Genomic DNA, 25981 nt, shown 5'->3' with positions numbered 1-25981 from the left:
ATATTAGCGCCCCGCCAGCATCGGGTTGAGCCAATCGTCTGCCTCGTCGTAGAGCAGTTGCAGGAGAGTGCGATTGGCCAACAGAAAGCGAGCCCGCACGGTCATGCCTTTCTTCAGGTGGCCGATGGCCCCGCTTTTCAGCGCGAGTTCGCTGCGAGAGAGCGCGCACTGGACCTTGAAGACCGGGTTCCCGTCATGCAGAGTGAAGTCCTGCGCCACCTCGACCACCCTTGCTTTGATGACACCCCATTGGTTGTAGTTAAAGGCATCCACTTGGAGCCGCACCGGCTGACCAGGCTGCACAAAGCCAATGTCGTTGGGGGAGACGTAGATTTCCGCCACCAGATCGTCGTTCGGCGAGATCCAACCAACGGTTTGCCCGCTCTGCACGTAGCTTCCGTGCGCGAGGCCGGAGAACTGCTCGAGAGCACCCGATACTGGGGCGCGGATGCGGTGCAGGTCCCGTTCGTGCTCGAGCTGATGCAAGGTGGCCGTGAGTTCCTTTAAGCTCAGGTTAGCATCAAGAAGCTTCTGGTTCCAATCAGCGGTTTTGCGTCGCACGAGGATCTCGCCTTGGACCTCGATATTTTGGAGAGCGAAAGCCTTCTCGTCAACGGTCTTCGCCGGCGCCGCAGCAGCCGAGACAAGTCGCTTTGCGCGGTCGAGTTCCGCCGCGGCGTTACTGCGCGCATTTTGGTTCTCGCGCAGTAAGTTGAGAAAATGCACCCTTTCAGCCATCGCGGATTCGGTTTGGAGGGGGGGCGAGACGCTGAGCCTTGCGCCGGAAGAAATCAGCGTTTGGAAGTCATGGGCAAGATCGCTCTTGGCATGAATGTCGGCTAAAACCCCGCTGAGCTTTTCCTCGATTACATGATCGTCAAAGGCGATTATTTCCTTCCCCTTAGCAACGACATCGTTCTCAAAGGCAAGGACACGGGAGATGCGTCCGGAGACGGGCGCTATCAGGGGCGTCTTCTCCACGATCGGGCGAATAGTACCGACACTCTGCATGGAGACCGGTATGGTAACGAGTGGCAGTGAGCCAAATGCCGCGGCGACGAAGAGCAAGATCGCCCTATAAATGCTCAAGGATCGTCCTGATCGTCGCGCCAGTATGCTTTCTGCGGTGCAGCTGGCCGTTTCAGCAGAAAGGGGAACTGCTAGTCTGTAGTCACTAGGAGCCATCGAGAGCCAGCTCGCTTATCAACCAAACAAGTGTCCGTAACGTCGCAAAAACAAGTAAACCCAAAAATACCAACCTCCGGAGGTTTCAGCTGCTTCTTGAGGGGTTAATTCGGTTACACGATAGGCTGCCATGTTGTTCATCATTGGTGTCTCCGTTCAGAGCTGGATTGAGAAGATGCAAGGCCCCCGTTGGGAGCTCCTAGCGGCGCGCAACAAAAAGGTTCAAGATTCGTGCCAATGCAGAAGGAGCGAAAAGCATCAGAAAACTGTTCTGTATGTTATTCAATGGCTGCCCTAGAGCGCCGAGACGTGCCAAACCGCACATCACGCTGTCGCAAGCACGACAAACCGAGTAGGGTTCTGGATGAACGTCCTGAACAGGATCGACAGCTCCAAAGTTCGGTGGCGACGGTACAGTTGAGACTCGGCACTCAGTAAGCGCGCCCCCATCCGCGTAGCCCCCATCGAGCTTGCCGTCGATTTTTGTTGCTGCTGATGCACTCTGAAACCTGGTGAATTGTTAGTGGCCCTCCGCACGATAGTGGGCGCGGATGCGCCGCTTGGTGCCGGGCCTTGTCCCTATTAGCAGATGCTATGGCCGGATGTGTCAAGTAAAAGATCCACCGGATGCGAAAAGAAACACGAGACACCTATTGGGCAATGCTTGGGTGGGTCCCGACGCTATGGCGATCTCAGACCTGCACTTGTTCCGGCCCAGGCTGTGGCCGACAGCGATCGTCTCGCGGGGCCGTTGCGACAGGAGGATAGCTGGCAAATCTCAAGCTCACCTCGACATCCGGTTACGCGAGCTTGGCCGCGCTAGCTCGGGCTGTTACGATTCCGGGCGGCTCGATTGCGAAGGCGACGTCCAGACGTGGATGCTGCGACTGGCTTCTGCGAAGCATTCAGTCATCTGCGTACAGGAGCGCCCTGCGATGAACGTCATCCTCGCAGAAGAGACTAGCTTTGGCCTGCGCATGATGGCCGATGCCACAGACACCCACACCTTGTGGGTGTTAATCCGTGTTCGACAGTGGCATGTCGAGAGCGAAGCCTACGACCGGGCGCTAGCCAGGGTGGTCGAGGCGCAGGCGGGGTTACCGATCCATGGGCACTCCGGCTTCGAGCGACGGCCTATTATTTGCCGCCACAGCGCAAGGCGACGCCCTGGTAAACGTGAAATACGGCAGGATGCTAGGCCTTCAGGCCTACAGCCAGGTCTCGGATCGATACGGGTCGATCCGTCTGTCGTCCTCGTCGATCAGACGCTTGAGCCATTCCAGCGCCGCGATGGCGGACCCGATGTGCTGCATTGTTCCGGAATTCGAGCAGGCTCAGCAGCCTCGGCAACATGCGTGGATAATGAAATGCCGTAGGAGGAACGTGGCACCGCCTGGGCTCGCTGCTTAGGAACCGCCAGTCTTGTATTTGCGGACCAGAGCCGAAAGTATCGCCTGTTCGGCAATTTCGGCACCGCTCCGTCGAGGGCCTTGATCGCGGACCCGGCGATGCGAGCCAAAAGGCGCTCCTCGCTGGCTCCTTTTCAATTTCTTGGCGATCGAGGCGACGGCCCTACGTTCCCATTCGCCACCATCTTGTGCACTTTGATCTGAACCCTTCAAACTGGACCAGTTTTGGTTAGAGTTTTCCGGTGCATTTTCCTGGCTGGGAAAGGGACCAGAAGACGATGAAAGCATCGCAGTTTTCGGACGCTCAGAAGGCGTGTCGGTTGCTGAAATCTGCAGGAAGGCGGGGATCAGCCAGGCGACTTATTTCAACTGGAAGAAAAAATACGCGGGCATGCTGCCACCGGAGATGAAGAGGCTGAAACAGCTCGAGGACGAGAATTCGCGCCTGAAGAAGATCGTCGCGGATCTGACGCTGGACCGCGAGATGTTGCAGGATGTCATCCGCCGAAAGCTCTAAGGCCTGCTCGGAAGCGGGAGATGGTGAAAGGCATGTGCTGCGATTGGGCGATCTCGATCCGACGTGCTTGTGGAGCGTTGAACTTCGATCGATCAACTCACCACTATACCTCTCGCCGTGCTGATCAGGCCGGTCTGGAACGTCGTATTCGCGAGATCTGCGAGATCCGTGTGCGGTACGGCTATCGCCGCGTGCATGTGCTGTTGGAACGCGTGGGTTGGGGCACCAACATCAAGCGAACCTACCGCATTTACAGGGACTTGGGGCTACAGTTGCGGAACAAGACACCGAAGCGGGGGGTAAAAGCCAAGCTTCGCGAGGATCGGCACATGGCCGTCGGACCCAACGACGTCTGGGCGATGGACTTCGTTCACGACCAACTCGCAACGGGTAAGAAACTGCGCGTGCTGACGGTGGTCGACACCTTCTCGCGCTACGTGCCGGTGCTTGATCCACGTCATAGCTATAGAGGCGAAGACGTTGTGCAAACCCTTGAACGGGTGTGCCAAAAAGCCGGCTATCCGAAAACGATCCGTGTCGACCAAGGGACCGAGTTCGTGTCGCGCGACTTGGACCTGCGGGCCTATTCCAAGGGTGTGACGTTGGACTTCTCACGCCCCGGCAAGCCGACTGATAATGCCTTCATCGAAGCGTTCAATGGCCGCTTCCGTGCAGAATGCCTAAACCAGCATTGGTTCCTGACCCTTGCGGATGCCCGCGAAAAGATGGAGGATTGGCGTAGATACTACAATGAGGAAAGACCTCATGGTGCGATCGGCAACAAGGTGCCGATCTCGTTGGTGAATTCAGGGTGCGCAACCAGCCCGCCTCCCTGAATGAAGCCGGAAAACTCTAGCATCCGGTGGTCCAACGTTTGGGAGCGGTTCAGAAATTCTCAGTGGCAGGTCAGACGCCGGATGAAAATTCAGTGGCAGGTCACACTGTCTCGACCAAGAGATGGAGGACCGCGTCAGCGGTTTCCGCCTCGCCTAAAAAGATAGCGTAAATGCCAAGGTGATAAGGCTGAGGATGCCGCCGAACTTCCCGCGCAGTTTCTTGGCCGAAACGACGATACAGCCGCTCCCCCTAGCAGCGCCTGCACCGGCCGTCAGGCCGGTTAAGCGAAGCGGGTTACCTCGATGAAGCTTGTTTACGGATGAAACATTTGATTGATGAAAGGATAAACGCGCGCGAGACCGGCTTCTTACTTTTGCTTTCCCACAATAAAACTCGCTAAAATTTCCTGGCTTTTCGATCGACTCTCTTTTGAGAGGAACCCACAGGTGCCCCAGAAGACGCTGGCGATTTATCAATAGATGAAGAACTTGCCGTTGCCATCCCTTCCTCAGGAAGCGTAGCTACTTGAGCGGCACTGTCAATCGCTCTACGGCAGTCATCAAGGAAGTCAGCTATATATTCATTGACATAGACAACCAACGGCTCCTTTGGAACAACAATCAGACGCCGTTTGTCCGTTTTATCCCGAGTGATGTCGATGAACCCACGCAAATGCGCTGCCTCGACATACTTTTGGCAAACAGTCTGGTTTTTGAAAGGCAGATAGCGACACGCCTGCATCTTCGTCATGGGTTTGTTATTGGCGTCCATATGATATACTTTAAGCATCAATCCAAGAATATTCCTCAGGAATAGTTTTTCTTCGGAATTTTCGCTAAAGAGATCTGACAAAAACGAGTCAATTTTCTCAAGCTTATGCTTTACGCCGACGTCGATCTGTTCTGGCGTATATATTTCTCTTCGTGTTGTCTTCGCCACGGCCACGCCTCTGCGCAATGGGTCGTTCTGTTTTCACCCAAAGCCTGTTACCGGATCCCATCGCGGCGACATTTATCATATGTATGTCTTCATAACTACGACGAATATAAGAATTTGCGGGCGGTCGTGAGACTAACCTTCATCGTGCACGAGCCCCCGCTCTTGTTTTCACATCCATTTAAAAAAACAGTTACACAAGTGTAACTACGAGTGCTACCAAAAATTCGGGAGCTTCGCTTCCGATGGAAGGTCGGTCTCTTGATTGGCCCCCGACCAGCTCGCCCGCCGCCCGAGCTGGCATGCAAGAGCCCGACCTTCCGTTTTGCACGTGGCTTTTCGAACCAGGGATCCGAAATGAATAAAGAGATTTGGAAAGATTACAGCCAACCTTTCGGGACGATTGGTCCATTGATGACAGTGGGCGAAATTCTGGAAAAGAATATTGATGCGGGATACAACGCCTATGATGAGTATGCAAACGCAGCTCTTCAGAAATTTGCTCGGTATGCCTCAGAATTCCTCTCCAATCCACATCCTCATTTAGGTCGGGACGGGAGCGTTTGCCCTTTCGTTCCCGAGGCTCTGACGAAGGGGCTTTTACGGGTTGCCGCGTCGCAAGCTGTTGCAGTTGACGAAATCGAAAACGATTTGGCGCGTATGCTCGCCGTCTTCAGCCAGATGAAACCCGTAAAGTCCTTCAACGATCGAACGGGCGACTGGATCTATAAGGCCATTATCATTGCCCTTCCTGGAATACAGGATGAAGGAGAGATCATCAGGATTGGTCAACTGCAAAAACGGCTGAAGCCCGACTTCATTCAGGAAGGTTTCATGATCGGTGAATTTTATCCAGGTTGCCCGGAGCCCGGTTTGCACAACAGGATGTTTCGACCGCTCGACACAACGGTTCCAGCCTTGGCTATTCGGCATATCACCAAATATGATGCTCCTTTCATGCTCGATAGCGATAAGTGCCTGGAGGCTTACTTCAGTATTTTTGGGAACGAGGGTCGCCGCCGCATTAGGCAGCTTTTGGAGCGAACCGCCTGAAACTTACTCGCAAGAGGGCTGTACTCGCAGTCGCTGAAACAGCTATCCTCGATCGTCCTACCAGGTGAACCGGAAGGAAACGACTATGTTGGACGTTCATCCGAACGTACTTGCTGAACTGCACCAGATCGGAGCTTCGACGGTACGATTGTGGCGCTATAGTGAGTTCGCCACCCCTATTACATCTCCTTCCGATTTAGCCTCCGCTATCGGCGTTCCCGTGGGGCGCGTTGCAAAGACGATGATTATTGCCGAGCAGAAAGCGAACGATGTGATGCGCCGGTCTCATCCTGCGCGCCACCTTTGTGCCGTTTTGCTGCCATCACCTTCAAAGATTGACATGAAAGCGGTTGCTGGCACGTATGGATGGAAACGAGCCGAGCTTGCTCAGAAAGAACAGGTACTCGATCTCTTCGGCTACCCGTCAGGAAGCGTATCACCATTCGGTCTCCAGAAGATCGCTGTACTGATCGACACCGCCCTTTTTTCTTATCCTACCGTAGTCACAGGTGCGGGCAAGGTTGGAGTCGAGCTTGAGATCGACACAAGCATGCTTTGGAAGATCGGGCAGCCGTTACAGACGCGTGGACGGGCCAGTCAAACCTAACGCCTCGTCACCTTTCATAGAGATGCCGTGAGGTAGGTTATTTCTTCGGGAAAGGAAATGCGGTTCCACGTAACGGCGCCTCGATTAGAGAATGAGGGTTCAATACGTATGTTGCGTAATCGGACTCATAGTGCGCACTATAACGAAAATCGTCACACCCGTCCCAACGTCTGCACGACATCTTCACCTCGATAGCTGTGAGGCGGATCAAGCGCGGGAACATAGCGTGAGAAGGTGGCGACCACCGTCAGGACCCGCAGTTTCTTTCCGGTTGCGAGCTGGTCGTGCACGAAGTCCATCGCCCACACGTCATTTGGTCCGACAGCCATTTGCCGATCCTCGCGAAGTTTCGCCTTAACACGGCGCTTCCGAGTCTTATTCCGCAGCTGCAGTCCCAAGTCCCTGTAAATGCGATAGGTTCGCTTGATGTTGGTGCCCCAACCCTCGCGTTCCAAAAGCACATGCACGCGACGATAGCCGTAGCGCACCCGCGCTCACAGGTCTAGACCGGCCTCGGCGCGGCGAGAGATGTAGTGATCGGTCGACCGATCGAAGTTCAACGCGCCACAGGCACGCCGGATCGAGATCGCCCAATCGCGGCACATGACACCACCTCCCGCTACCCCTCAGGCCTTAGAGCTTTCGGCGGATGGCGTCCTGCAGCATCTCACGGTCCAACGTCAGATCCGCGACGATCTTCTTCAATCGCGAATTCCCGTCCTCAAGCTGCTTGCGCCTCTTCATCTCTGGCGGCAACATGCCGGCGTACTTTTTCTTCCAGTTGAAGTAAGTCGTCTGACTGATCCCCGCCTTGCGACAAATCTCCGCGATCGAGACGCCCTCATCACCCTGCTTCAAAATGAACGCCTTCTGAGCGTCCGAAAACTGCGATGCCTTCATCGTGTTCCGTTCCTTTTCCCAGCCAGGAAAATGCACCGGAAAACTCTAACCAAAATTGGTCCAGTTTGAAGGGTTGAGAGCAATTGCCCTATCGTAAAACCTGTGATCCTATGAAGTTAAGATGGGGAATGTTAAGGACATACAACAGCGTGCACGAAAGACGCGGAAGCCAACTGCGTCACATCTATTTCTGGTATCGGCGCTGTTGCGCTGCGGCCAAAACCGCACTGGCTCCTGATTCTTCCACCTTCGGAAGGGGCCGTGATCTCGCCTGGGTCGACCGTATGCTAGTTCGATCAGCAACCCTTTGACGGTGAAGATTCCTGGTTATTCACCTGGTGGATCAATGCCATACAAACAATCAATTTTACGAAGCCATGGGATGTTATTAAACACCTCGATTATGAATTGGGGACCCCATGATGTTGCTCCACCGAGAGCAGCCGAGGGCAAGGTCACAGACCTGGCCGGTAAATGGAGACGAACATGGCCAACGTGGAACTGCAGAAGGCGCTCTCGTCTGCCAATCAAGCGCCGAGACATAGCTCTGGGTCCTTTCTTCGCCTACTGCAGGAGCCTCGTCGCATTAAACCGAATACCAGCTTTAACACATTTGGGTCGCCACAAAAGCTGAACAACCACTATCCGATCTTGCCAATCCTTGGCTTCTCAAAAGTGAACGGAGCTGTGGGTATGCGAGATGGGGTGTTACCCACCGCGAAGTCATACATGAATACGAATGATTCAATGTCATTTCAACGTGAGCATTATGATCAGCTCATCGGCGTCAGCATCGTTTTTTAGAACCAGCAGCTTTTCGATGATTCCTGGCGAAAGACATCGGGGCCACCCTCCGGTCTTGGTCACCGAAAATTCGCCGCCAAACTTGGAGACATTTAAATGAAAAACTCTCTTCCCGCAAAGCTGATGGTTGGTATCTTCGACCATTTGGACGAAGACGGAAGGGAGATTGCGCGCCAGTATGAAGATCGGATGAAGTTGGCAGAGGTCTGCGATCGCCTTGGCTTTTATGGATATCACGTCGCAGAGCACCACTGTACTCCCCACGGCAGAGGACCTTCGCCGAATCTATTTCTAGCAAGCGTAGCTCAGCGCACGCAGCATCTTCGTCTCGGTCCTTTGGTTATGCTGTTGAACCTTTATCATCCGTTACGTGCGTTTGAAGAAATTTGCATGCTGGATCATCTGAGCGGTGGCAGGCTCGAGTTGGGCATGGGGCGCGGCTCCTTACCAATCGAATGGAGCTTTTTCGGTATTGATGAGGAGGTGGCGACATCGCGCTATCTCGAAGCCAGCGAGATCGTCATCCAAGCGATGAAGGAAGGAGCTCAGGCTCTTTCCTACAAAGGCGACCACTTTGAACTAGACAAAGTCCCGTTGATGTTGCGGCCACACCAACGTCCTCAGCCTCCGACATGGATTACAACCAGTCGTCCTGAGGTTGCGCGCTGGGCGGCTGAGAACGATACAAATCTTGCCTGCGGGGGCCCTGCTTCTGCTGTTCGCCAGATCACTGATGCCTACCGAGCACACGAGAGACGTACCGCCGGGGGCAGGAAACGGGCGCCGTTCCTTGGGTTGGTCCGAATGGTGGTGGCCGGCAGCACGACGAAGCATGCCATTTCGCTCGCGGCCCCGGCTTATCAACGGTGGCTTCGGAGCTTTAGGTTTCTGTACGAGATTAACGGGATACAGACTCCTCAGAACCTCCCGCCGGATTTTGATGCAGCAGTAGACTGTCAGTTGTGCGTAGTTGGTACTGCTGCTTCAGTTAGGCAAGATCTTCTCGATCATGTCGAGGAAGCAGGTGCTAATTATCTTCTTTGCCAGCTGGCGTTTGGTGATTTGCCATTGGAGGCTTCCTATTACACTGCAACGAGCGTTCACTCTGGAGTTATGGCTTAATCTGGACTGGCCTCAGGTTGCTTTCCGATCACAGAGATTAAGTCTCTGTGGCCGCGCCCTCAAATCGATTGAGGAGCGCCAAGGCGAATTCAGCCATCGCCGTAGGAACAGCCATTGTGGAATGGGCTGCACTATTGGATAGTTAAAAGATATGCGATTTAAGGGCCTCGATCTAAATCTCCTTGTCGCGCTCGATGCACTAATGATTGAGCGCAACCTTACTGCGGCGGCACGTAGCATTAATCTGAGCCAGCCCGCAATGAGTGCAGCCGTCCGCCGGCTCCGCTCCTATTTCCGCGATGAACTATTTACGATGCGTGGTCGTGAGTTCGTTCCAACTCCGCGTGCGGAAGACCTCGCGCCTGCGATTCGTGAGGCTTTACAGCATATTCGGCTCAATATCATACCCTGGGATAAATTTACTCCTGATCAATCAGATCGTCATTTCCGAGTAAGCTTATGCGATTTCGTTACAGTTGTTCTTTTTCAGAAGATACTGGAGCGTCTTGCGCGGGAAGCACCCGGCATTAGTTTTGACTTGCTGCCTCTTACTGACAATCCAGACGATCTATTGCGACGCGGCGACGTAGACTTCCTTATTAGCCCACCGCTATTCATGTCGAGCGCGCACCCTAAGATAGATCTATTTCAGGAACGACTGACTTGCGTCGGCTGCAGTAATAACAAACAACTTGAGGAAGCCCTTACTGCCGAGGAGTATTCTTCAATGGGGCACGCGGTAGTTAGGTTCGGTCGGACGCAGCAGCCTACCATAGAAGATTGCTTCTTGCAGGAGCATGGCCTCAAGAGGCGGGTCGAAGTCGTTGTTTCAAGCTTTAGCATGATCCCCGCCGCCCTAATGGGCACCGATCGCATCGCAACCGTTCCGTTACGACTAGTTGGGCTTTTTGAGGACACGATACCATTGCGGATGACTGCGCCCCCGATAGCGCTGCCGACATTCACCGAGGCAGTCCAATGGCCGGTACTTCACGACAAAGATCCGGCAAATATCTGGATGCGAGATATAATGGTTCAGGAGGCAGCGCGATTGCCGTGACCATCCTGAAGCCTAGGAAGCTGGGCTGCATTGGGAGCGACGACCCGCGACGCGGCCGATTAGCTGAAGACGGCACCACCTGTGAGTGACCCGCAGGCCATTTTATCGACGAAGCTGAGCGCTACGTCCGTCGCCGATCGGCCGCCCTTCGGACGATTGCGCGACGTGCTGTCTAGCACCTTCGGCGGCAAATCGAAGGGTGCTGGGGGACCACAATTGCTCCGCACCGCAACCCGCCGCTACCGCCGCAAATACAGCAACCCAAAACCGTCGGAGCGAACTCAAAACTGGATAAAACTTGGGGGCAAGGTCAGCGGCCTTCCCCGGATGGATACCTTTGAAAAGCCTCTTTGGTGGCTGTTGAACTTATTCGGGCTCGGGCGGATCTTACTCAAGCAGGAACCTTGGTCAGGAACCGGATTGTTGTAGCAACCCATGTATTTTAGGTGCGTTGGAGGACATCATACGGGAAGCTTCCTCAACCAATATCTCCCTGAACCAGATGCTCCCTGGATCGGCATTATGGAGCGCTGGCCATTGAACAGCTTCTGTGAAGACGGGGAGCGGTAACGGAAGGTTGATGATCCGCAAAGGGAAAGTACTTTCGTAATGCTCGACTAAGCGAAGCGGTAGGTTAGCTATGCGGTTCGTGCCACGCAGGACTGGTGGTATTAAGCTAAACCCTTGCACGACGACCTCCACCCGCCTCTGAATACCATTCTCGAGCAAGAACCAGCCCTCGACCGATGGCTTCAAAAAGCGCCCAAACGCGGCAGCGACGTGTCCCGTGGAGACATATTGCTCGATCGTCAGCGCTGAAGGTAGGTCCACATTTGTCGAACAGGCTACACATACAAACTTCTCTGTGAACAGTTTTGCGCTCGGGTGTGCGCCCGAGAGAAAAAATTCAGGCACGATGAGGAAGTCGACGTCACCGCGGCTAAGCATCTCGTACGGATCACTATCCAAAGGCAGCAACTCAAAGCTGACTGCGGGCGCTTCTCGAGCAACTCGCTCAATGATTTTATTGAAGTATATCAGCATCATGAAATCGGACAGAACTATTCTAAAGCATCTGTCAGACTTCGACGGGTTAAACGGCTCCCAAGAGATGATTGAGCATTGTACCTGCAAGAGAGTTTCACGCACTGCCGAGGCAAGTCCTTCGGCACGGGGCGTCAGCCGAAGTTCTCGACCATTCATTGTAAACAATTCGTCGCGGAAATAGTCCCGAAGCCTACCAATGGCGGCACTCATTGCTGGTTGACTTAGATTGATACTACGTGCGGCAGCCGTTAGGTTGCGCTCGGTCGTGAGCGCATCCAATGCAACGAGCAGGTTTAGATCAAGGCCCTTGAAACGCATCTTTAGTCACATCCAAACAACGGATATTTTATATCCAAACAATCGATTTTTCCAGTACAGAACCTTCCAGCATAGATCCAATGAAGGTTCGTCAAAAAGGCTTAGGTTAGTTTGGTGATCAATTAAGTAGGCCGCATAGTTACGATAGACGTTATAGTTGCAGATAATCCACTTTAAATATCGAATGGCACCTTAGCAATAGGCGATGTGGAGCGGCGTCACCGAGCGACATGAAATGCTAGTGAACGGATGGGCGGAAGTAGGTTCATCATATCGCGATACCGGAGAGGCTTTGCCAACGCTGGCTATCGACTGGCGGGCTCCTTCTGTTTGGAAGCATGTTCAAGATATTGGTGGCGTGCCAGTAATTTGTGATGAAAAGATCAACGCGCCTGAAGGCGCTTGAGGAAGAGAACGCCACACTGAAGAGACTGCTCGCCGAGCAGATCCTGGATACGGCCCCACTTCCCGAGCTCCTTAAAAAAAATAGAAAGGCCCGCCGCCAAGCGCGACGCCGTCGCACGCCAGAAAGCCGTCGTGGGCCTTTCGGAACGAAGTAGGTCGCCCGACTGCCGCCTTGCGTTCTCCGCTATCGAGATGCCGTCATCCGGTCGGCGCCCGCGTTACTCGCCTCGGGATCGTCAAAGCGGTTGCCGTCATTAAAAGCTAAGAATTCGGCCGGACTTGCCTAAATCGTCTTTCATAAGCCTCTATGAAGGCTTCCGGAATCGGGTCGCTAAACAATGGGAAATCAACCGGTTTGCGTAAGCCGGTGCTTGGCCGGATAGTGCCGCCATCGAGCCCCGGCCGCCATCCGGCTCCGAAAAAGAAAGCACCATACCGCGCCGCAAGCATCGGGGTCACAGGATTAAGAAGGCTTAGAAATACGGAAACTTCCGCTGCGCTGACTGAGGTATCTGCCCTTGAAAAAGACGCAACGTCGAAAAAGGCGTCTATGGCGTCCATGGCATCCCAGACGCGCAAGTCCTGCACCGCTTCGGAATATCGTTTAACATTGTGGTTCTGCTCGACTGTCAGCTTGTCGGCAGTCAGCGTCTCGTTACATCCGGCGTACTTGCGCAAAGCCGTTTCGAAAGCACGAATTCTAGCCGCGGTCTGAAGCAGCCCCTCGATCAGAAAATCGTTGTCGTTTGCGCCAAATGGCTTGGCGATGCTAGAGCATGTCCTGCGATTGATGAATCGATTGTGAGGTGACGGGGCCGGTCGAAGCTGATTCAACATCCACAGCGGAGAGGTGGATGATGGGACAGGCCCTGAGCGATGATCTCCGAATACGGGTTTTGAAAGCGTCTGCGTCGGGCATTTCGGCTCGGCAGGCTGCGGCTCGTTTCGGAGTTGGGATTTCGACAGCGATCCGCTGGATCGCAAGAGCGAAAGAGGGTGAGTTAACTGCTCGGCCACAGGGCTGGAGACGACCTTCGGCAGTGGATGCACACGAGGAATTCGTTGTCGCGTTGATCGACGAGCGTAGGGATGTGACGCTCGATGAGATGGTTGAGCGCTTGTCCGTCGAGCGGCAGGTGAAGATCAGCCGCAGCGCACTTGGCGCCTGGCTCCGAGGCCGTGGGTGGACCTTTAAAAAAAGACCGCACACGCACTGGAGCAGGACCGACCGGACGTCCTGAAGCGCCGGCGCGCCTGGTTCGATGGTCAATTGGACCTCGATCCGGAGAAACTGATCTTCATCGACGAAACCGGCCTCTCGACCAAGATGTCACGTCTGCGCGGACGTGCATTGCGAGGTGAGCGTTGCCGTGCCGGCGTGCCGCACGGCCATTGGAAAACAACGACTTTCACCGGTGCGTTGCGCCTCAGCGGAATGACCGCACCATTCGTCTAGAGCAGATCCTGTTCAATCCGGGTCATATCCGGCAGCCCTGAAGTAGTTGGCGCATTCTGCAGGAGTGAAGCGGGGTATCAAAGCGCCGACTGCGTCCCATAGGGCGTCGATCTTCCTCTCCGCCCTGCCGCGCAACATGGCTTTCAGTTTCGAGAAGGCGTTTTCGATGGGGTTGAAGTCGGGACTATAGGGTGGAAGGAACATGAGCGTAGCGCCAGCGCGCTCGATTGCGTCGCGCACACCGGCTGTCTTGTGAGCTGGGAGGTTATCCATGACCACAACGTCACCAGTCTGAAGGGTCGGCAGCAACACCTGCTCGATATAGGCCAGAAAGACGTTACCGTTCATCGCGCCGTCGTAGACAAACGGTGCGGTCATTCCCGTAAGGCGCAACGCTCCGGTGAAGGTCGTTGTTTTCCAATGCCCATGTGGCACGCCGGCTCGGCATCGCTCGCCTCGAAGTGCACGTCCGCGCAGACGTGCCATCTTCGTCGAAAGGCCAGTTTCATCGATGAAGATCAGCTTCTTCGGATCGAGATCGAGCTGACCATCAAACCAGATGCGCCGGCGCTTCAGGACATCCGGCCGGTCTTGCTCCAGTGCATGTGCGGTCTTTTTTTAAACGTCCAGCCGCGGCCTCGTAGCCAGGCGCCAAGTGCACTCCGGCTGATCTTCACCTGCCGCTCGGCGAACAAGCGCCCGACCATTTCATCGAGCGTCACGTCCTTACGGTCTTCGATCAGTGCGACGACAAATGCCTCGTGTGCATCCAGCGCCGATGGTCGTCGCCAGCCTTGCGGCCGCGACGTCAGTTCACCCTCTTTCGCTCTTGCGATCCAGCGGATCGCCGTTGAAATCCCAACTCCGAACCGAGCTGCGGCCTGCCGTGCAGACATACCCGACGCAGACGCCTTCACTACCCGTAATCGAAGATCATCGCTCAGTGCCTGTGCCATCATCCACCTCTTCGCTGTGGATGTTGAATCAGATGCGGCTCGCTACGTCACCTCACATTCGATTCATCGATCGCAGGACCCGCTCTAGGATGGCGCGATGAACGGCAACGTCTTCCTTGCTTATGTCGAACAGGTGCTGGTGCCGACCCTGGAGATCGGCGACGTGGTCATTATGGATAACCTGCCTGCACACAAGATAGCCGGTGTCCGCGATGCCATCGAACGTGCCGGCGCCAAGCTCATGTTCCTTCCGCCCTATAGCCCGGACTTCAATCCAATCGAGAACGCATTCTCGAAGCTGAAAGCCATGTTGCGAGGCCGAGCCGAGCGAAAGATCGGTGCTCTATGGGATGCGGTCGGGGCCTGGATGCCTCGCTTCACTCCGGCAGAATGCGCAAACTACTTTAAGGCCGCTGGATATGACCCAGATTGAACAGGATTTGCTCTAGGAGCTGTGGACACTTATCTGAGCCATAGGATTGTTGCGGCCAGAGCGATCATGGCTTTGTAATTTCGAACGGTTTTCTCATATCGTGTGGCGATGCGTCGAAACTGCTTGAGCTTCGAGAAGCAGCATTCGACGAGATAACGCTGAGCATAGAGTTGCTTGTCGAGCGGATACTTCTTGGCACGCGAGGGATTGTTCGGGATGATCGCTTGCGCGCCCTTGTCGGCAATGAGTTTGCGTAGCCGGTCGCTGTCGTACGCCGTATCGGCCATGACGACCTCGGCTGGCAGGTCTTCGATCAGGAGATCGGCTTGCGGGGCATCGCCTTTCTGACCGGCGGTCAGAATGAAACGAACGGGACATCCAAGGCCACGCACGGCCATATGGATTTTGGTGCTCAAGCCTCCGCGGGAACGGCCAAGGGCCTGATCTTCAGCCCCCTTTTTGCGCCGGAGGCGTGCTGGTGGGCGCGAATAATAGTGCTGTCGACGATCAGATATTCGAAGTCGGTATCCTCCGACATCGCCTCAAAGACACGCCACCAGACACCCTTTTGGCTCCAGCGGCTGAAGCGGCGAAACACGCTGTTCCAATCACCGAACACCTCCGGCAGATCGCGCCAGGGCGAACCCGTCCGCACGATCCACAAGACCGCTTCCACAAACATGCGATTGTCACGTCCAGACGAACCACGCGTGCGATCGTCGCCAATGATATGGCGAGACATCCGCTCCCACTGGTCATCTCGAAGAATGAGACGATCTAAAACACCCATGACTGCCTCCAAAAGACAGTCTTGAATCTGATTTGCTCACCTTTGGGAATCCCAAGAGTCCACGACTCCTAAGGCCTGCTCGGAAGCGGGAGATGGTGAAAGGCATGTGCTGCGATTGGGCGATCTCGATCCGACGTGCTTGTGGAGCGTTGAACTTCGATCGATCAACTCACCACTATACCTCTCGCCGTGCTGATCAGGCCGGTCTGGAACGTCGTATTCGCGAGATCTGCGAGATCCGTGTGCGGTACGGCTATCGCCGCGTGCATGTGCTGTTGGAACGCGTGGGTTGGGGCACCAACATCAAGCGAACCTACCGCATTTACAGGGACTTGGGGCTACAGTTGCGGAACAAGACACCGAAGCGGGGGGTAAAAGCCAAGCTTCGCGAGGATCGGCACATGGCCGTCGGACCCAACGACGTCTGGGCGATGGACTTCGTCCATGACCAACTCGCAACGGGTAAGAAACTGCGCGTGCTGACGGTGGTCGACACCTTCTCGCGCTACGTGCCGGTGCTTGATCCACGTCATAGCTATAGAGGCGAAGACGTTGTGCAAACCCTTGAACGGGTGTGCCAAAAAGCCGGCTATCCGAAAACGATCCGTGTCGACCAAGGGACCGAGTTCGTGTCGCGCGACTTGGACCTGCGGGCCTATTCCAAGGGTGTGACGTTGGACTTCTCACGCCCCGGCAAGCCGACTGATAATGCCTTCATCGAAGCGTTCAATGGCCGCTTCCGTGCAGAATGCCTAAACCAGCATTGGTTCCTGACCCTTGCGGATGCCCGCGAAAAGATGGAGGATTGGCGTAGATACTACAATGAGGAAAGACCTCATGGTGCGATCGGCAACAAGGTGCCGATCTCGTTGGTGAATTCAGGGTGCGCAACCAGCCCGCCTCCCTGAGTAAAGCCGGAAAACTCTAGCATCCGGTGGTCCAACGTTTGGGAGCGGTTCAAGACCGCCGAGGCTCTAATCGCCGCCGGATGAAAATTCAGTGGCAGGTCATTTGGTCTCGATGTTGCACAAGGAGCCAATTCCAGCGGCCACGAAGTACTTGGTATGCACCCGTGGGAACAACATGGGCGCTTCAATTGAACGGAAACTCAAATTTATGGCTGGCTCTGACAAATTACGGACGATCAGCGATAGTTCGGGTCTCCAGCGGGATTGCAGCATGAGGCCGGCAGTCAATACCAAAGGACATTACTGCGACTTCGCCGAATGCCGGTAATAGACATCCGCCAGAATGTGGTGGTCATGGCGGTAGACTTCGGCCATGATATTATAGAGGTTTGGATCGTGAGCCTCGAAATCTTCTGATGTGGCAATGGTGAGATTGCCTCGGCTGTAAGCCAAGTTCGTATTGAACCAAAATCGCGTGCCCTCGGCCCAATACTCATCGACGTTGTTCTCCATATAGGAACACGCCCAGAGGCCTTTCTCGTAGGCGTGCGAATAGGCACGTTCAACTCGTGCAACGAGATCAGGATCTACCGTGCGCAGCGCGTTGAAAATATTATGTGAGAATTCGTGAACAAGAATGTTCCCGCCGTAATACCGCGTGCCCGGCACGCCCATCAAATTCTCCACAGCTCCCGTCGTGTAGAGCCCGCCCATGCCGCGCGCCCTTTGTGCCCAGTAGTCTCGGGCAGTCATCTTGCCGATCGTGTTGGCGTAATCCCGCCGCTCGTCAGGGGTGAGACGTGGATCATCGGGAAGAGGCTTCTTCCAATCCCGCTGCTCGGGAATATCAGTCGTCGTCTCGTCAATTGCCATGACGCCCACCCGCGCTCCAGCCTGGATTAAAGCATCGCGGACATCACGGCGTTCTGACAACATGTAGAGGACAATGTCACGTGAGATCAATAGTGCCGTGTCTGGAACCTTGTTTGACGAAATAATAGGTATGCCCGCTGCGTCAGCATATTTGGCATAAAATGGATCCAGATTGAGTGATGTCGGTGGGCTGCGAACTATGAAAGTCTCGAAACTCGATACATCAGCCGCGGACAAAGGCGAGTCAGATAAGACATTCTCAGCGCCGCCGAGTCTGCCTGCGGATGCAGCAAGAAGGTACCCACCGCACAACACCATCCCCATCGAGCATACATCCATCATCGTGACCTCTCGTTAACGGCTGTCTTTCGTGAGACGACGCAACAACCGTGCCAGTCACTAAGTATTTCCTCGGGGGCTCATCGGCGCCGCCGGCTCTGTACCAGACCATGTGCGTGACGATCGGCATCCGGTGACCAGGGTATGACGATCACCTCATACCGTTATCTAGGAGAAAATTGCGATCTCGCGGCCGCCTCGCCAGTCCTGGGAGACGTTTGCTGTGTCCGGGGTCCTAAAAGCTTGCACCGGAAACGCACTGATCTGCGAATCCATTCCTGTACCCATCATCTTCTCCCGAGGTCGGGATCGCCAGGCAAGTATGTCCTCTGGCAATCTTCGCCGATACCCAGCGTGCCGGTCCATGGGCTGCGATAGCCAAAGCGAACCAGGGCGTTTTGCGAGGGGAACCCCTTTCAGATTCAACAGGAGAATGCTGCTGCCTATCGCCGCGTCCCATTTTGTGTGGAATCAGACGGGCGCAAACCGAACATTCCGAAAAAACCCCTCCGCCAGGTCGGGTCGTTCGACGACTTTCGACGCCGGGATAGACCAGCCCGGTTCCGCCGAGGGTTCTAATGTGATCTCGACAATTTGCCTGATTATCGCCGAAAACGTCTTTGGCTTGCTTCTGCCTGAGTAGCGAGCCTCTCAGTCATGGTCAACTTTTCAGTTCAATGTCCTGGATGCCTGATCAAGATGATCCAGCATGATGGACAAGGCGGCATGTTCACGAAGAAGTTGGAGCCCGGCCGCTTCATCTGGCGTCGGCAGCCGATGGCAGGCCGATTGATTGGAACGCATCCATTAGACGGATGAGTTCCATCCAAACAAATGATTTCACCAGCTTATACCAGTGCCATTAGAAGCGCCCCAACGAGTGCGTATCAAGTAGTTGCTCTGTCGACGCCTGGACAGAGTATTAAGTGGAGGTTTAGGTATGAGCCCTCAGGTGCGGTGGAAAGTGTGCTGGGAAAACGAGTTGGAGCTCTCTGACCACACAGAGCTCGCAGATTTCTTTCGGAAGACCTATGGGCCAACTGGAGCTTACAACGCCCTTCCATTCGAAGGTGCTCGTAGTTGGTCAGGAGCTAGGCCCGAGCTTCGCGTAATAGGCTATGATGCGCACGGTGTGGCCGCTCACATGGGGTTGTTGCGTCGTTTCGTTCGGGTTGGCGAGGTCGATCTACTCGTATGCGAGCTTGGATTGTGGGGCGTGCGTCCAGATCTTGAGGGGTACGGCATTAATTCGATGCGCATTGTTTACCCAGTGCTGCAGCAACTTGGCGTTCGGTTTGCGTTCGGCGGTGTTCGGCAGGCGTTGCGCAACCTTGTTCTCAGGCTCTGCCGAAATGGTCTTGCGACGGTTTTGGAAGGGGTACGCGTGCGATCCACCCTTGCCGATGTTTATCTCAACCTCCCGCCGACGCGCTGTGAAAACGTAATTTTGGTAGTATTCCCAATAGGATGCTCAATGAGTGATTGGCCATCGGGGACCTTGATCGAGCGGAATGGCCCTGAGCTATGAAAGAGCATGGTCCCATAGCTGAAGTTATCCGAAGAGACGGTGGCGGCCCAGTGATCGGTGCGTCTATTTAACCCTCGATGACGGACCGACCCACACGATGACACATCCCGCACCTTTCGATCTGCGAACGCTTAGACGTCAAGCGTGAGATATTCGAGACAAGCAGGACCATCAGGAACATATGCCCCGAAGCCTCGGTACCGCAATCCGGGCACCTGGTGGAAGTATGAACATCATCGGCTAATGCCGTATTTTTGCGCGCTCGCGGGTTCACGATCCGCGCTCCTCGTTCGACCCGCTAACTGACGCCACTGCCGCAGAGCACGGCATCGGAGCCTGCGCACAAGCGCACTGCCGACCATACTGCGATGGCCGACAACCCAGATCTTCTTGTTGGACAAGTCGTACACTCAGAGCTCTTCCCGGCTGTTCAGGGCCTTCCAGTGCTTGACATCCTCGCGCACCATCTCGGCGACAAGCTCCTGAACCGGGGCCTTGTGTTGCCAGCCCAGCTTCTGGCGGGCCTTGGTCGGATCACCGGCAGAAGATCAACTTCCGTCGGGCGGAGGTATCGAGGATCGACTTCAACAAGGCAGGCACCGGACGCGGAGTCGTAGCCAGTCGACGCCGGACGCCTTCCATTCCAAAGTAATGTTCACGTCGGCAAAAGCCCGCTCGAGAAATTGGCCGACACTCGTCGTCTCGCCGGTCGCCAAGACGTGGCCATCCGGTTTGTCCTGCTGCAGCATGCGCGACATGCCCTCGACATACTCACGTGCGTGGCCCCAGTCGTAGCTCCTGGCGCTGTTTTTGGCCAGCTGTCGGGCGCGGCGGGCCTGCGCGATCGAAGTTGGCTTGTTCAGCCACAAGGCGAAGCTCTATCACCTGGGCGCTCGCAGCGTCTCCCGTGCGATACGCCATCTCTCTTGGCTACAGGGATGTGCGATTGTCTCCTGTTTTCAAAGCTCTTTGTCCTGCTGATGGTCGCGGTCGCGCTGGCGCGCGGTCGACCTAGACATGTCCTGCGATTGATGAATCGATTGTGATGTCACGGCGTCCATCGAAGCTGATTCAACTCCACAGAGAAGAGGTCGATGATGGGACAAGCACTGAGCGATGATCTTCGAATACGGGTTTTGAAAGCGTCTGCGGCCGGCATGTCGGCTCGACAGGCTGCGGCTCGTTTCGGAGTTGTGATTTCGACGGCGATCCGCTGGATTGCAAGAGCGAAAGAGGGTGAGTTAACTGCTCGGCCACAGGGCTGGAGACGACCTTCGGCAGTGGATGCACACGAGGAATTCGTTGTCGCGTTGATCAACGAGCGTAGGGATGTGACGCTCTATGAGATGGTTGAGCGCTTGTCCGTCGAGCGGCAGGTGAAGATCAGCTGCAGCGCACTTGGCGCCTGGCTTCGAGGCCGTGGGTGGACCTTTAAAAAAAGACCGCACACGCACTGGAGCAGGACCGACCGGACGTCCTGAAGCGCCGGCGCGCCTGGTTCGATGGTCAATTGGACCTCGATCCGGAGAAACTGATCTTCATCGACGAAACCGGCCTCTCGACCAAGATGTCACGTCTGCGCGGACGTGCATTGCGAGGTGAGCGTTGCCGTGCCGGCGTGCCGCACGGCCATTGGAAAACAACGACTTTCACCGGTGCGTTGCGCCTCAGCGGAATGACCGCACCATTCGTCTACGATGGCGCGATGAACGGCAACGTCTTCCTTGCGTATGTCGAACAGGTGCTGGTGCCGCCCCTGGAGATCGGCGACGTCGTCATTATGGATAACCTGCCTGCACACAAGATAGCCGGTGTCCGCGATGCCATCGAACGTGCCGGCGCCAAGCTCATGTTCCTGCCGCCCTATAGTCCGGACTTCAATCCAATCGAGAACGCATTCTCGAAGCTGAAAGCCATGTTGCGAGGCCGAGCCGAGCGAAAGATCGATGCTCTATGGGATGCGGTCGGGGCCTTGATACCTCGCTTCACTGCGGCAGAATGCGCAAACTACCTTAAGGCCGCTGGATATGACCCAGATTGAGCAGGATTTGCTCTAGCGGTGCAAGTGATGCCATCACGACACCGTCTGTCGGCTTTGTCTGATCGGCGACATTAGGTTTGTTTGGCAGTTTCCTGTGGTGGTTCGGAGTAACTTTCTGAAACCCAACAAAAAGATCTTTCCTTTGGCTCGATCGGCCCACATGGCACGGGTTTTGAAGATTGCCATGCGAGGCGGCGCGAGCTGCCTGCCTTTTACGCAGCGATGGATGGAACGAAAGAAGGAAGGCGATATGTCAGATTTGCGTCAAATCGCATTTTACGGCAAAGGGGGGATCGGCAAGTCCACCACCTCCCAAAATACGCTCGCAGCGCTTGTCGACCTCGGGCAGAAGATCCTGATCGTCGGATGCGACCCGAAAGCCGACTCCACCCGGCTGATCCTGAACGCCAAAGCACAGGACACGGTTCTGCATCTGGCAGCGCAGGAAGGTTCGGTGGAAGACCTTGAGCTCGAGGACGTGCTCAAGGCCGGCTACAAAGGCATCAAGTGCGTGGAGTCCGGCGGTCCGGAACCGGGCGTCGGCTGCGCCGGGCGCGGCGTCATCACCTCGATCAATTTCCTTGAAGAGAACGGTGCATATGACGATGTCGACTACGTCTCCTATGACGTGCTCGGCGATGTGGTGTGCGGTGGCTTTGCGATGCCGATCCGTGAGAACAAGGCCCAGGAGATCTACATCGTGATGTCCGGCGAGATGATGGCGCTCTATGCCGCCAACAACATCGCCAAGGGCATCCTGAAATATGCCCATTCCGGCGGCGTGCGGCTCGGCGGCCTGATCTGTAACGAGCGCCAGACGGACCGCGAGCTCGACCTCTCCGAGGCGCTGGCTGCCAGGCTCAATTCCAAGCTCATCCACTTTGTGCCGCGTGACAACATCGTCCAGCACGCCGAGCTCAGGAAGATGACGGTGATCCAGTACGCGCCGGACTCCAAGCAGGCCGGGGAATATCGGGCGCTAGCCGAGAAGATCCATGCCAATTCGGGCCAAGGGACCATTCCGACCCCGATTACCATGGAAGAGCTCGAAGACATGCTGCTCGACTTCGGCATCATGAAGAGCGACGAGCAGATGCTGGCCGAACTACAGGCCAAGGAGTCAGCGGTGGTTGCGGCTCAATAACTGCCGTTGTCGACAGGACGCGCTGGCCCTTGAGCCAGCGCGTCCTTCCACGAAAGACGCTTTGACGACGACGACCTAACCCGAACCTTGAAAGGGGCAGGGGCCCATGAGCCTTGATTACGAGAATGACAGCGTTTTGCATGAAAAGCTCATTGCGGAAGTGTTAGCGCAATATCCAGACAAGGCGGCGAAGCGCCGCAAGAAGCACCTCAGTGTCGCAACGAGCGGCGATGAGCCTGGCGATGAGCCGAAGGCCCTTTCCGAATGCGACGTCAAATCGAACATCAAGTCCATTCCGGGCGTGATGACGATCCGCGGCTGCGCCTATGCCGGCTCCAAAGGCGTGGTATGGGGGCCGGTCAAGGACATGGTCCACATCTCGCACGGGCCGGTCGGTTGCGGTCATTATTCCTGGTCGCAACGCCGCAACTACTATGTCGGCCTGACGGGCATCGACACGTTCGTGACGCTGCAGTTCACCTCAGACTTCCAGGAAAAGGATATCGTGTTCGGCGGCGACAAGAAGCTTGAACAGGTCATCGACGAGATCGAGGCGCTTTTCCCCCTCAACAACGGCATCAGCGTGCAGTCGGAATGCCCGATCGGGCTGATTGGCGACGACATTGAGGCGGTGTCGCGCAAGAAGGCCAAGGAGCACGAAAAGACGATCGTGCCGGTGCGCTGCGAGGGCTTCCGCGGCGTCTCGCAATCGCTCGGCCACCACATCGCCAACGACGCCATCCGTGACTGGGTTTTCGACAAGAACGAAGTCGAGTTCGAGACCGGCCCTTACGATGTCAACGTCGTCGGCGACTACAATATCGGTGGCGACGCGTGGGCTACGCGCATTCTATTGGAGGAGGTGGGGCTGCGCGTGGTCGGCAACTGGTCGGGTGATGCCACGCTCGCTGAGGTCGAGCGCGCGCCAAAAGCCAAGCTGAACCTCATCCACTGCTACCGCTCGATGAACTACATCTGTCGGCACATGGAGGAAAAATACGGCATCCCGTGGATGGAATACAACTTCTTTGGTCCGTCCCAGATCGAAACCTCCCTGCGCGAAATAGCCAAGCACTTCGGCCCGGAAATCGTCGACAAGACCGAGGCTGTCATCACCAAGTACCGGCCCCTGGTCAATGCTGTCATCGACAAGTACCGGCCGCGCCTCGAAGGCAAGACGGTGATGCTCTATGTCGGCGGCCTGCGTCCTCGCCACGTCATCACGGCCTATGAGGACATCGGCATGCGGATCGTCGGCACCGGCTACGAGTTCGCCCACAACGACGACTATCAGCGCACCGGCCATTATGTGAACAAGGGTACGCTGATCTATGACGACGTGACCGGTTACGAGCTGGAAAAGTTCATCGAAGGCATCCGCCCCGACCTTGTTGGGTCCGGCATCAAAGAGAAGTATCCGGTGCAGAAGATGGGCATCCCCTTCCGCCAGATGCACTCCTGGGATTATTCCGGCCCGTATCACGGCTATGACGGCTTCGCCATATTCGCCCGCGACATGGATCTGGCCATCAATAATCCGGTGTGGGATCTCTACGACGTCCCCTGGAAAAAAAAGGCCGCGCCAGCTGAGGCGGTTGCGGCCGAATGAGAGCCTGGCCTGTCTTGGGAGGGGGCAGGCCAGGCCCTTCCCATCGGACTTGATCCGCACTCGTGACAGATGACATCCCATTGCCGCCACCGGTGCGGCGCGATGAAAAGAAAGGTGCTTACTATGCCGCAGTCGGCGGAAAAAGTTCTCGACCATGCTCCCCTGTTCCGCGAGCCGGAATACAGGCAGATGCTCGCCGAGAAGAAAGCCAATTTCGAATGCCCCCACCCGGATCAGGTCGTTGCCGATCAAAACGACTTCACGAAGACCTGGGAGTATCGCGAAAAGAACCTGGGCCGCGAAGCCCTGGTCGTGAACCCGGCCAAAGCCTGCCAGCCGCTCGGTGCCGTCTTCGCAGCCGCAGGCTTTGAGCAAACGATGTCCTTCGTCCATGGCAGCCAGGGCTGCGTCGCTTATTACCGTTCGCATCTGTCGCGTCACTTCAAGGAGCCTTCATCGGCGGTCTCGTCCTCGATGACGGAGGACGCGGCAGTGTTCGGCGGGTTGAAGAACATGGTCGACGGGCTCGCCAATACATACAAGCTCTACGATCCGAAGATGATCGCCGTCTCGACCACCTGCATGGCCGAAGTCATTGGAGACGACCTCCACGGCTTCATCGAAAACGCAAAGAACGAAGGGTCGGTCCCGCACGACTTCGATGTTCCTTTCGCCCACACGCCTGCCTTCGTCGGCAGCCACGTCGATGGCTATGACGGCATGATCAAGGGCATTCTGGAGAACTTCTGGAAAGGCAACGAGCGGAAGGAGGTTGCTCAAGCCATCAACATCATTCCCGGCTTCGACGGCTTCTGCGTCGGCAACAACCGCGAACTGAAGCGCCTGCTCGACATGATGGGCGTATCCTACATCTTCATCCAGGATGCCTCCGACCAGTTCGACACGCCGTCTGACGGTACGTACCGCATGTATGACGGCGGCACGAAGATCGAGGACTTGAAAACGGCGTTGAATGCCGAAGCGACCCTGTCGCTGCAGCACTATAACACGCGCAAAACGCTGGAATATTGCAAGGAGGTCGGTCAGGTTACGGCTTCGTTCCATTATCCGCTGGGTGTTCAGGCGACCGACGAATTCCTGATGAAGGTCTCGGAGATTACCGGCAAGGAAATTCCTCCGACAATCGGCCTGGAACGCGGCCGTCTCGTCGACGCTATGGCAGATAGCCAAGCCTGGCTGCACGGGAAGAAATACGCGATCTACGGCGATCCTGACTTCGTCTACGCCGTTGCCCGGTTCGTCTTGGAAACCGGCGGTGAGCCGACCCACTGCCTTGCTACCAACGGCACGTCGGCCTGGGAAGCCGAGATGAAGGCGTTGCTCGCATCCTCGCCCTTCGGCAAGGATGCCCAGGTCTGGGCGGGCAAGGACCTGTGGGCGTTGCGCTCGCTGCTCTTTACCGAGCCGGTTGATCTGATGATCGGCAATTCCTATGGCAAGTATCTCGAGCGCGACACCGGCACCCCATTGATCCGGCTGACCTTTCCGATATTCGACCGGCACCATCACCACCGTTTCCCGCTCATGGGCTACCAGGGCGGCCTGCGCGTCCTGACGACGATCCTCGACAAGATCTTCGACAAGCTCGATCGCGAGACGAGCGAGCCGGGTGTGACGGACTATTCTTACGACCTGACCCGCTAGGAGCGGCGGCGGTCGGCCTTGTGAGGCCGGCCGCCTTCA

20 protein-coding genes and 8 pseudogenes are annotated in these 25981 nt (G+C 55.9%); 18 read left to right on the top strand and 10 right to left on the bottom strand.

Translation table 11 applies throughout. The annotated features are described in order from the left end of the window. Positions 1-3: 3 nt before the first annotated feature. Positions 4-1089 carry an HlyD family efflux transporter periplasmic adaptor subunit gene (locus RHEC894_RS26205; protein ID WP_085739668.1) on the bottom strand — a complete coding sequence of 362 codons (1086 nt, stop codon included), beginning with the start codon at positions 1087-1089 and terminating at the stop codon, positions 4-6. A gap of 114 nt (positions 1090-1203) precedes the next feature. Next, the gene (locus RHEC894_RS33825; protein WP_004676277.1) at positions 1204-1329 is read right to left on the bottom strand and encodes a hypothetical protein; all 126 of its coding nucleotides are present in this window, start codon (positions 1327-1329) and stop codon (positions 1204-1206) included. 529 nt (positions 1330-1858) lie between these two features. On the opposite strand from RHEC894_RS33825, the pseudogene RHEC894_RS33970 reads away from it, so the two are divergent. Both RHEC894_RS33970 and RHEC894_RS26195 read left to right on the top strand, forming a co-directional pair. Further along, positions 1859-2418 (top strand): annotated as a pseudogene (locus RHEC894_RS33970) (Tn3 family transposase); the annotation flags it as partial. A gap of 454 nt (positions 2419-2872) precedes the next feature. Beyond that, positions 2873-3947 (top strand): annotated as a pseudogene (locus RHEC894_RS26195) (IS3 family transposase). A 397-nt stretch (positions 3948-4344) separates the two neighbouring features. On the opposite strand, the gene RHEC894_RS33150 reads toward RHEC894_RS26195, so the two are convergent. Continuing rightward, the gene (locus tag RHEC894_RS33150) at positions 4345-4887 is read right to left on the bottom strand and encodes a hypothetical protein (protein WP_037174784.1); all 543 of its coding nucleotides are present in this window, start codon (positions 4885-4887) and stop codon (positions 4345-4347) included. Positions 4888-5241: 354 nt separating this feature from the next. On the opposite strand from RHEC894_RS33150, the gene RHEC894_RS26185 reads away from it, so the two are divergent. Both RHEC894_RS26185 and RHEC894_RS26180 read left to right on the top strand, forming a co-directional pair. Then, entirely contained in the window at positions 5242-5937 is a 696-nt protein-coding gene (locus RHEC894_RS26185) for a DUF6875 domain-containing protein (protein WP_004677746.1), read from the top strand. A gap of 85 nt (positions 5938-6022) precedes the next feature. Next, complete coding sequence (locus RHEC894_RS26180) at positions 6023-6544, top strand: YbaK/EbsC family protein (RefSeq protein ID WP_004677747.1); 522 nt, start codon at positions 6023-6025, stop codon at positions 6542-6544. 155 nt (positions 6545-6699) lie between these two features. On the opposite strand, the pseudogene RHEC894_RS26175 reads toward RHEC894_RS26180, so the two are convergent. Further along, a pseudogene (locus RHEC894_RS26175) lies at positions 6700-7444 on the bottom strand (transposase); the annotation flags it as partial. A gap of 486 nt (positions 7445-7930) precedes the next feature. Between RHEC894_RS26175 and RHEC894_RS26170 the strand changes: the two are divergent. From RHEC894_RS26170 to RHEC894_RS33145, 4 genes are all read left to right on the top strand, one after another. After that, on the top strand, positions 7931-8248 hold the full coding sequence (locus RHEC894_RS26170; RefSeq protein ID WP_064842800.1) for a hypothetical protein: 318 nt from the start codon (positions 7931-7933) through the stop codon (positions 8246-8248). Positions 8249-8344: 96 nt separating this feature from the next. After that, positions 8345-9370, top strand: a complete 1026-nt coding sequence (locus RHEC894_RS26165; RefSeq protein WP_085739667.1) for an LLM class flavin-dependent oxidoreductase — start codon at positions 8345-8347, stop codon at positions 9368-9370. Between the two features lie 151 nt (positions 9371-9521). Next, on the top strand, positions 9522-10430 hold the full coding sequence (gene nodD3 / locus RHEC894_RS26160; RefSeq protein ID WP_085739666.1) for a transcriptional regulator NodD3: 909 nt from the start codon (positions 9522-9524) through the stop codon (positions 10428-10430). Positions 10431-10511: 81 nt separating this feature from the next. Next, positions 10512-10859, top strand: a complete 348-nt coding sequence (locus RHEC894_RS33145; protein ID WP_082975954.1) for a hypothetical protein — start codon at positions 10512-10514, stop codon at positions 10857-10859. Here RHEC894_RS33145 and nodD2 read toward each other — a convergent pair. Continuing rightward, entirely contained in the window at positions 10839-11795 is a 957-nt protein-coding gene (gene nodD2 / locus RHEC894_RS26150) for a transcriptional regulator NodD2 (RefSeq protein WP_004677768.1), read from the bottom strand. The two genes, RHEC894_RS33145 and nodD2, sit on opposite strands and share 21 nt — an antisense overlap. Before the next feature lie 205 nt (positions 11796-12000). On the opposite strand from nodD2, the gene RHEC894_RS33140 reads away from it, so the two are divergent. After that, positions 12001-12201, top strand: coding sequence for a hypothetical protein (locus RHEC894_RS33140; protein WP_164517715.1), 201 nt, complete (start codon positions 12001-12003; stop codon positions 12199-12201). Then, positions 12179-12350, top strand: a pseudogene (locus RHEC894_RS32700) (IS3 family transposase); the annotation flags it as partial. The gene RHEC894_RS33140 and the pseudogene RHEC894_RS32700, both read left to right, overlap by 23 nt. Before the next feature lie 111 nt (positions 12351-12461). Here RHEC894_RS32700 and RHEC894_RS26140 read toward each other — a convergent pair. Further along, positions 12462-12878 (bottom strand): hypothetical protein, encoded by a 417-nt coding sequence (locus RHEC894_RS26140; protein WP_245339552.1) that lies wholly within the window; start codon positions 12876-12878, stop codon positions 12462-12464. Positions 12879-13057: 179 nt separating this feature from the next. Between RHEC894_RS26140 and RHEC894_RS26135 the strand changes: the two are divergent. Continuing rightward, positions 13058-13653 (top strand): annotated as a pseudogene (locus RHEC894_RS26135) (IS630 family transposase); the annotation flags it as partial. A gap of 15 nt (positions 13654-13668) precedes the next feature. Here the strand turns inward: RHEC894_RS26135 and RHEC894_RS26130 are convergent. After that, positions 13669-14612 (bottom strand): IS630 family transposase gene (locus tag RHEC894_RS26130; protein ID WP_206427944.1). Its coding sequence is split into 2 segments (ribosomal slippage): positions 13669-14276 and positions 14276-14612, totalling 945 coding nucleotides; the frame shifts between segments, so codons are not numbered across the junction. Positions 14613-14700: 88 nt separating this feature from the next. Here RHEC894_RS26130 and RHEC894_RS26125 point away from each other — a divergent pair. Then, positions 14701-15045, top strand: a pseudogene (locus tag RHEC894_RS26125) (transposase); the annotation flags it as partial. Between the two features lie 29 nt (positions 15046-15074). Here RHEC894_RS26125 and RHEC894_RS26120 read toward each other — a convergent pair. Next, positions 15075-15835, bottom strand: a protein-coding gene (locus RHEC894_RS26120) for an IS5 family transposase (protein ID WP_089152750.1) whose coding sequence is annotated in 2 segments (ribosomal slippage) — positions 15075-15508 and positions 15508-15835 — 762 coding nt in all. Because the reading frame shifts where the segments join, the coding sequence is not laid out codon by codon here. Positions 15836-15903: 68 nt separating this feature from the next. Here RHEC894_RS26120 and RHEC894_RS26115 point away from each other — a divergent pair. Then, positions 15904-16743 (top strand): annotated as a pseudogene (locus RHEC894_RS26115) (IS3-like element ISRel21 family transposase); the annotation flags it as partial. Between the two features lie 300 nt (positions 16744-17043). On the opposite strand, the gene RHEC894_RS26110 reads toward RHEC894_RS26115, so the two are convergent. Next, positions 17044-17958 carry a glycoside hydrolase gene (locus RHEC894_RS26110; RefSeq protein ID WP_085739665.1) on the bottom strand — a complete coding sequence of 305 codons (915 nt, stop codon included), beginning with the start codon at positions 17956-17958 and terminating at the stop codon, positions 17044-17046. Positions 17959-18895: 937 nt separating this feature from the next. Between RHEC894_RS26110 and nodA the strand changes: the two genes are divergently transcribed. Then, complete coding sequence (nodA, locus tag RHEC894_RS26095) at positions 18896-19483, top strand: nodulation N-acyltransferase NodA (RefSeq protein WP_004679687.1); 588 nt, start codon at positions 18896-18898, stop codon at positions 19481-19483. 410 nt (positions 19484-19893) lie between these two features. On the opposite strand, the pseudogene RHEC894_RS33135 reads toward nodA, so the two are convergent. Then, positions 19894-20286 (bottom strand): annotated as a pseudogene (locus tag RHEC894_RS33135) (GDP-mannose 4,6-dehydratase); the annotation flags it as partial. Positions 20287-20580: 294 nt separating this feature from the next. Here RHEC894_RS33135 and RHEC894_RS26085 point away from each other — a divergent pair. The 4 genes from RHEC894_RS26085 (at position 20581) to nifK (ending at position 25942) form a co-directional block, all read left to right on the top strand. Further along, positions 20581-21524 (top strand): IS630 family transposase gene (locus RHEC894_RS26085; RefSeq protein WP_245339565.1). Its coding sequence is split into 2 segments (ribosomal slippage): positions 20581-20917 and positions 20917-21524, totalling 945 coding nucleotides; the frame shifts between segments, so codons are not numbered across the junction. A gap of 250 nt (positions 21525-21774) precedes the next feature. Continuing rightward, positions 21775-22668, top strand: a complete 894-nt coding sequence (gene nifH, locus RHEC894_RS26080; protein WP_004675840.1) for a nitrogenase iron protein — start codon at positions 21775-21777, stop codon at positions 22666-22668. Between the two features lie 106 nt (positions 22669-22774). Then, positions 22775-24277, top strand: coding sequence for a nitrogenase molybdenum-iron protein alpha chain (gene nifD / locus RHEC894_RS26075; protein ID WP_085739664.1), 1503 nt, complete (start codon positions 22775-22777; stop codon positions 24275-24277). A 123-nt stretch (positions 24278-24400) separates the two neighbouring features. After that, the gene (nifK, locus tag RHEC894_RS26070) at positions 24401-25942 is read left to right on the top strand and encodes a nitrogenase molybdenum-iron protein subunit beta (protein WP_018247184.1); all 1542 of its coding nucleotides are present in this window, start codon (positions 24401-24403) and stop codon (positions 25940-25942) included. The last annotated feature ends 39 nt before the right edge of the window (positions 25943-25981 follow it).

This window comes from Rhizobium sp. CIAT894 (genome assembly GCF_000172795.2).
GTDB lineage: Bacteria > Pseudomonadota > Alphaproteobacteria > Rhizobiales > Rhizobiaceae > Rhizobium.
The sequence above is the reverse complement of the archived record's forward strand: the minus strand, read 5'-3'. Positions and strand labels throughout refer to the sequence as shown.

What these genes read in the sequence shown, in the direction of transcription:
- RHEC894_RS33825 (WP_004676277.1), bottom strand. Translation starts at nt 1,329, where the DNA reads ATGATGAACAACATGGCAGCCTATCGTGTAACCGAATTAACCCCTCAA.
- RHEC894_RS26185 (WP_004677746.1), top strand. Translation starts at nt 5,242, where the DNA reads ATGAATAAAGAGATTTGGAAAGATTACAGCCAACCTTTCGGGACGATT.
- RHEC894_RS26180 (WP_004677747.1), top strand. Translation starts at nt 6,023, where the DNA reads ATGTTGGACGTTCATCCGAACGTACTTGCTGAACTGCACCAGATCGGA.
- RHEC894_RS26170 (WP_064842800.1), top strand. Translation starts at nt 7,931, where the DNA reads ATGGCCAACGTGGAACTGCAGAAGGCGCTCTCGTCTGCCAATCAAGCG.
- RHEC894_RS26165 (WP_085739667.1), top strand. Translation starts at nt 8,345, where the DNA reads ATGAAAAACTCTCTTCCCGCAAAGCTGATGGTTGGTATCTTCGACCAT.
- nodD3 (WP_085739666.1), top strand. Translation starts at nt 9,522, where the DNA reads ATGCGATTTAAGGGCCTCGATCTAAATCTCCTTGTCGCGCTCGATGCA.
- nodD2 (WP_004677768.1), bottom strand. Translation starts at nt 11,795, where the DNA reads ATGCGTTTCAAGGGCCTTGATCTAAACCTGCTCGTTGCATTGGATGCG.
- RHEC894_RS33140 (WP_164517715.1), top strand. Translation starts at nt 12,001, where the DNA reads ATGTGGAGCGGCGTCACCGAGCGACATGAAATGCTAGTGAACGGATGG.
- RHEC894_RS26110 (WP_085739665.1), bottom strand. Translation starts at nt 17,958, where the DNA reads ATGATGGATGTATGCTCGATGGGGATGGTGTTGTGCGGTGGGTACCTT.
- nodA (WP_004679687.1), top strand. Translation starts at nt 18,896, where the DNA reads ATGAGCCCTCAGGTGCGGTGGAAAGTGTGCTGGGAAAACGAGTTGGAG.
- nifH (WP_004675840.1), top strand. Translation starts at nt 21,775, where the DNA reads ATGTCAGATTTGCGTCAAATCGCATTTTACGGCAAAGGGGGGATCGGC.
- nifD (WP_085739664.1), top strand. Translation starts at nt 22,775, where the DNA reads ATGAGCCTTGATTACGAGAATGACAGCGTTTTGCATGAAAAGCTCATT.
- nifK (WP_018247184.1), top strand. Translation starts at nt 24,401, where the DNA reads ATGCCGCAGTCGGCGGAAAAAGTTCTCGACCATGCTCCCCTGTTCCGC.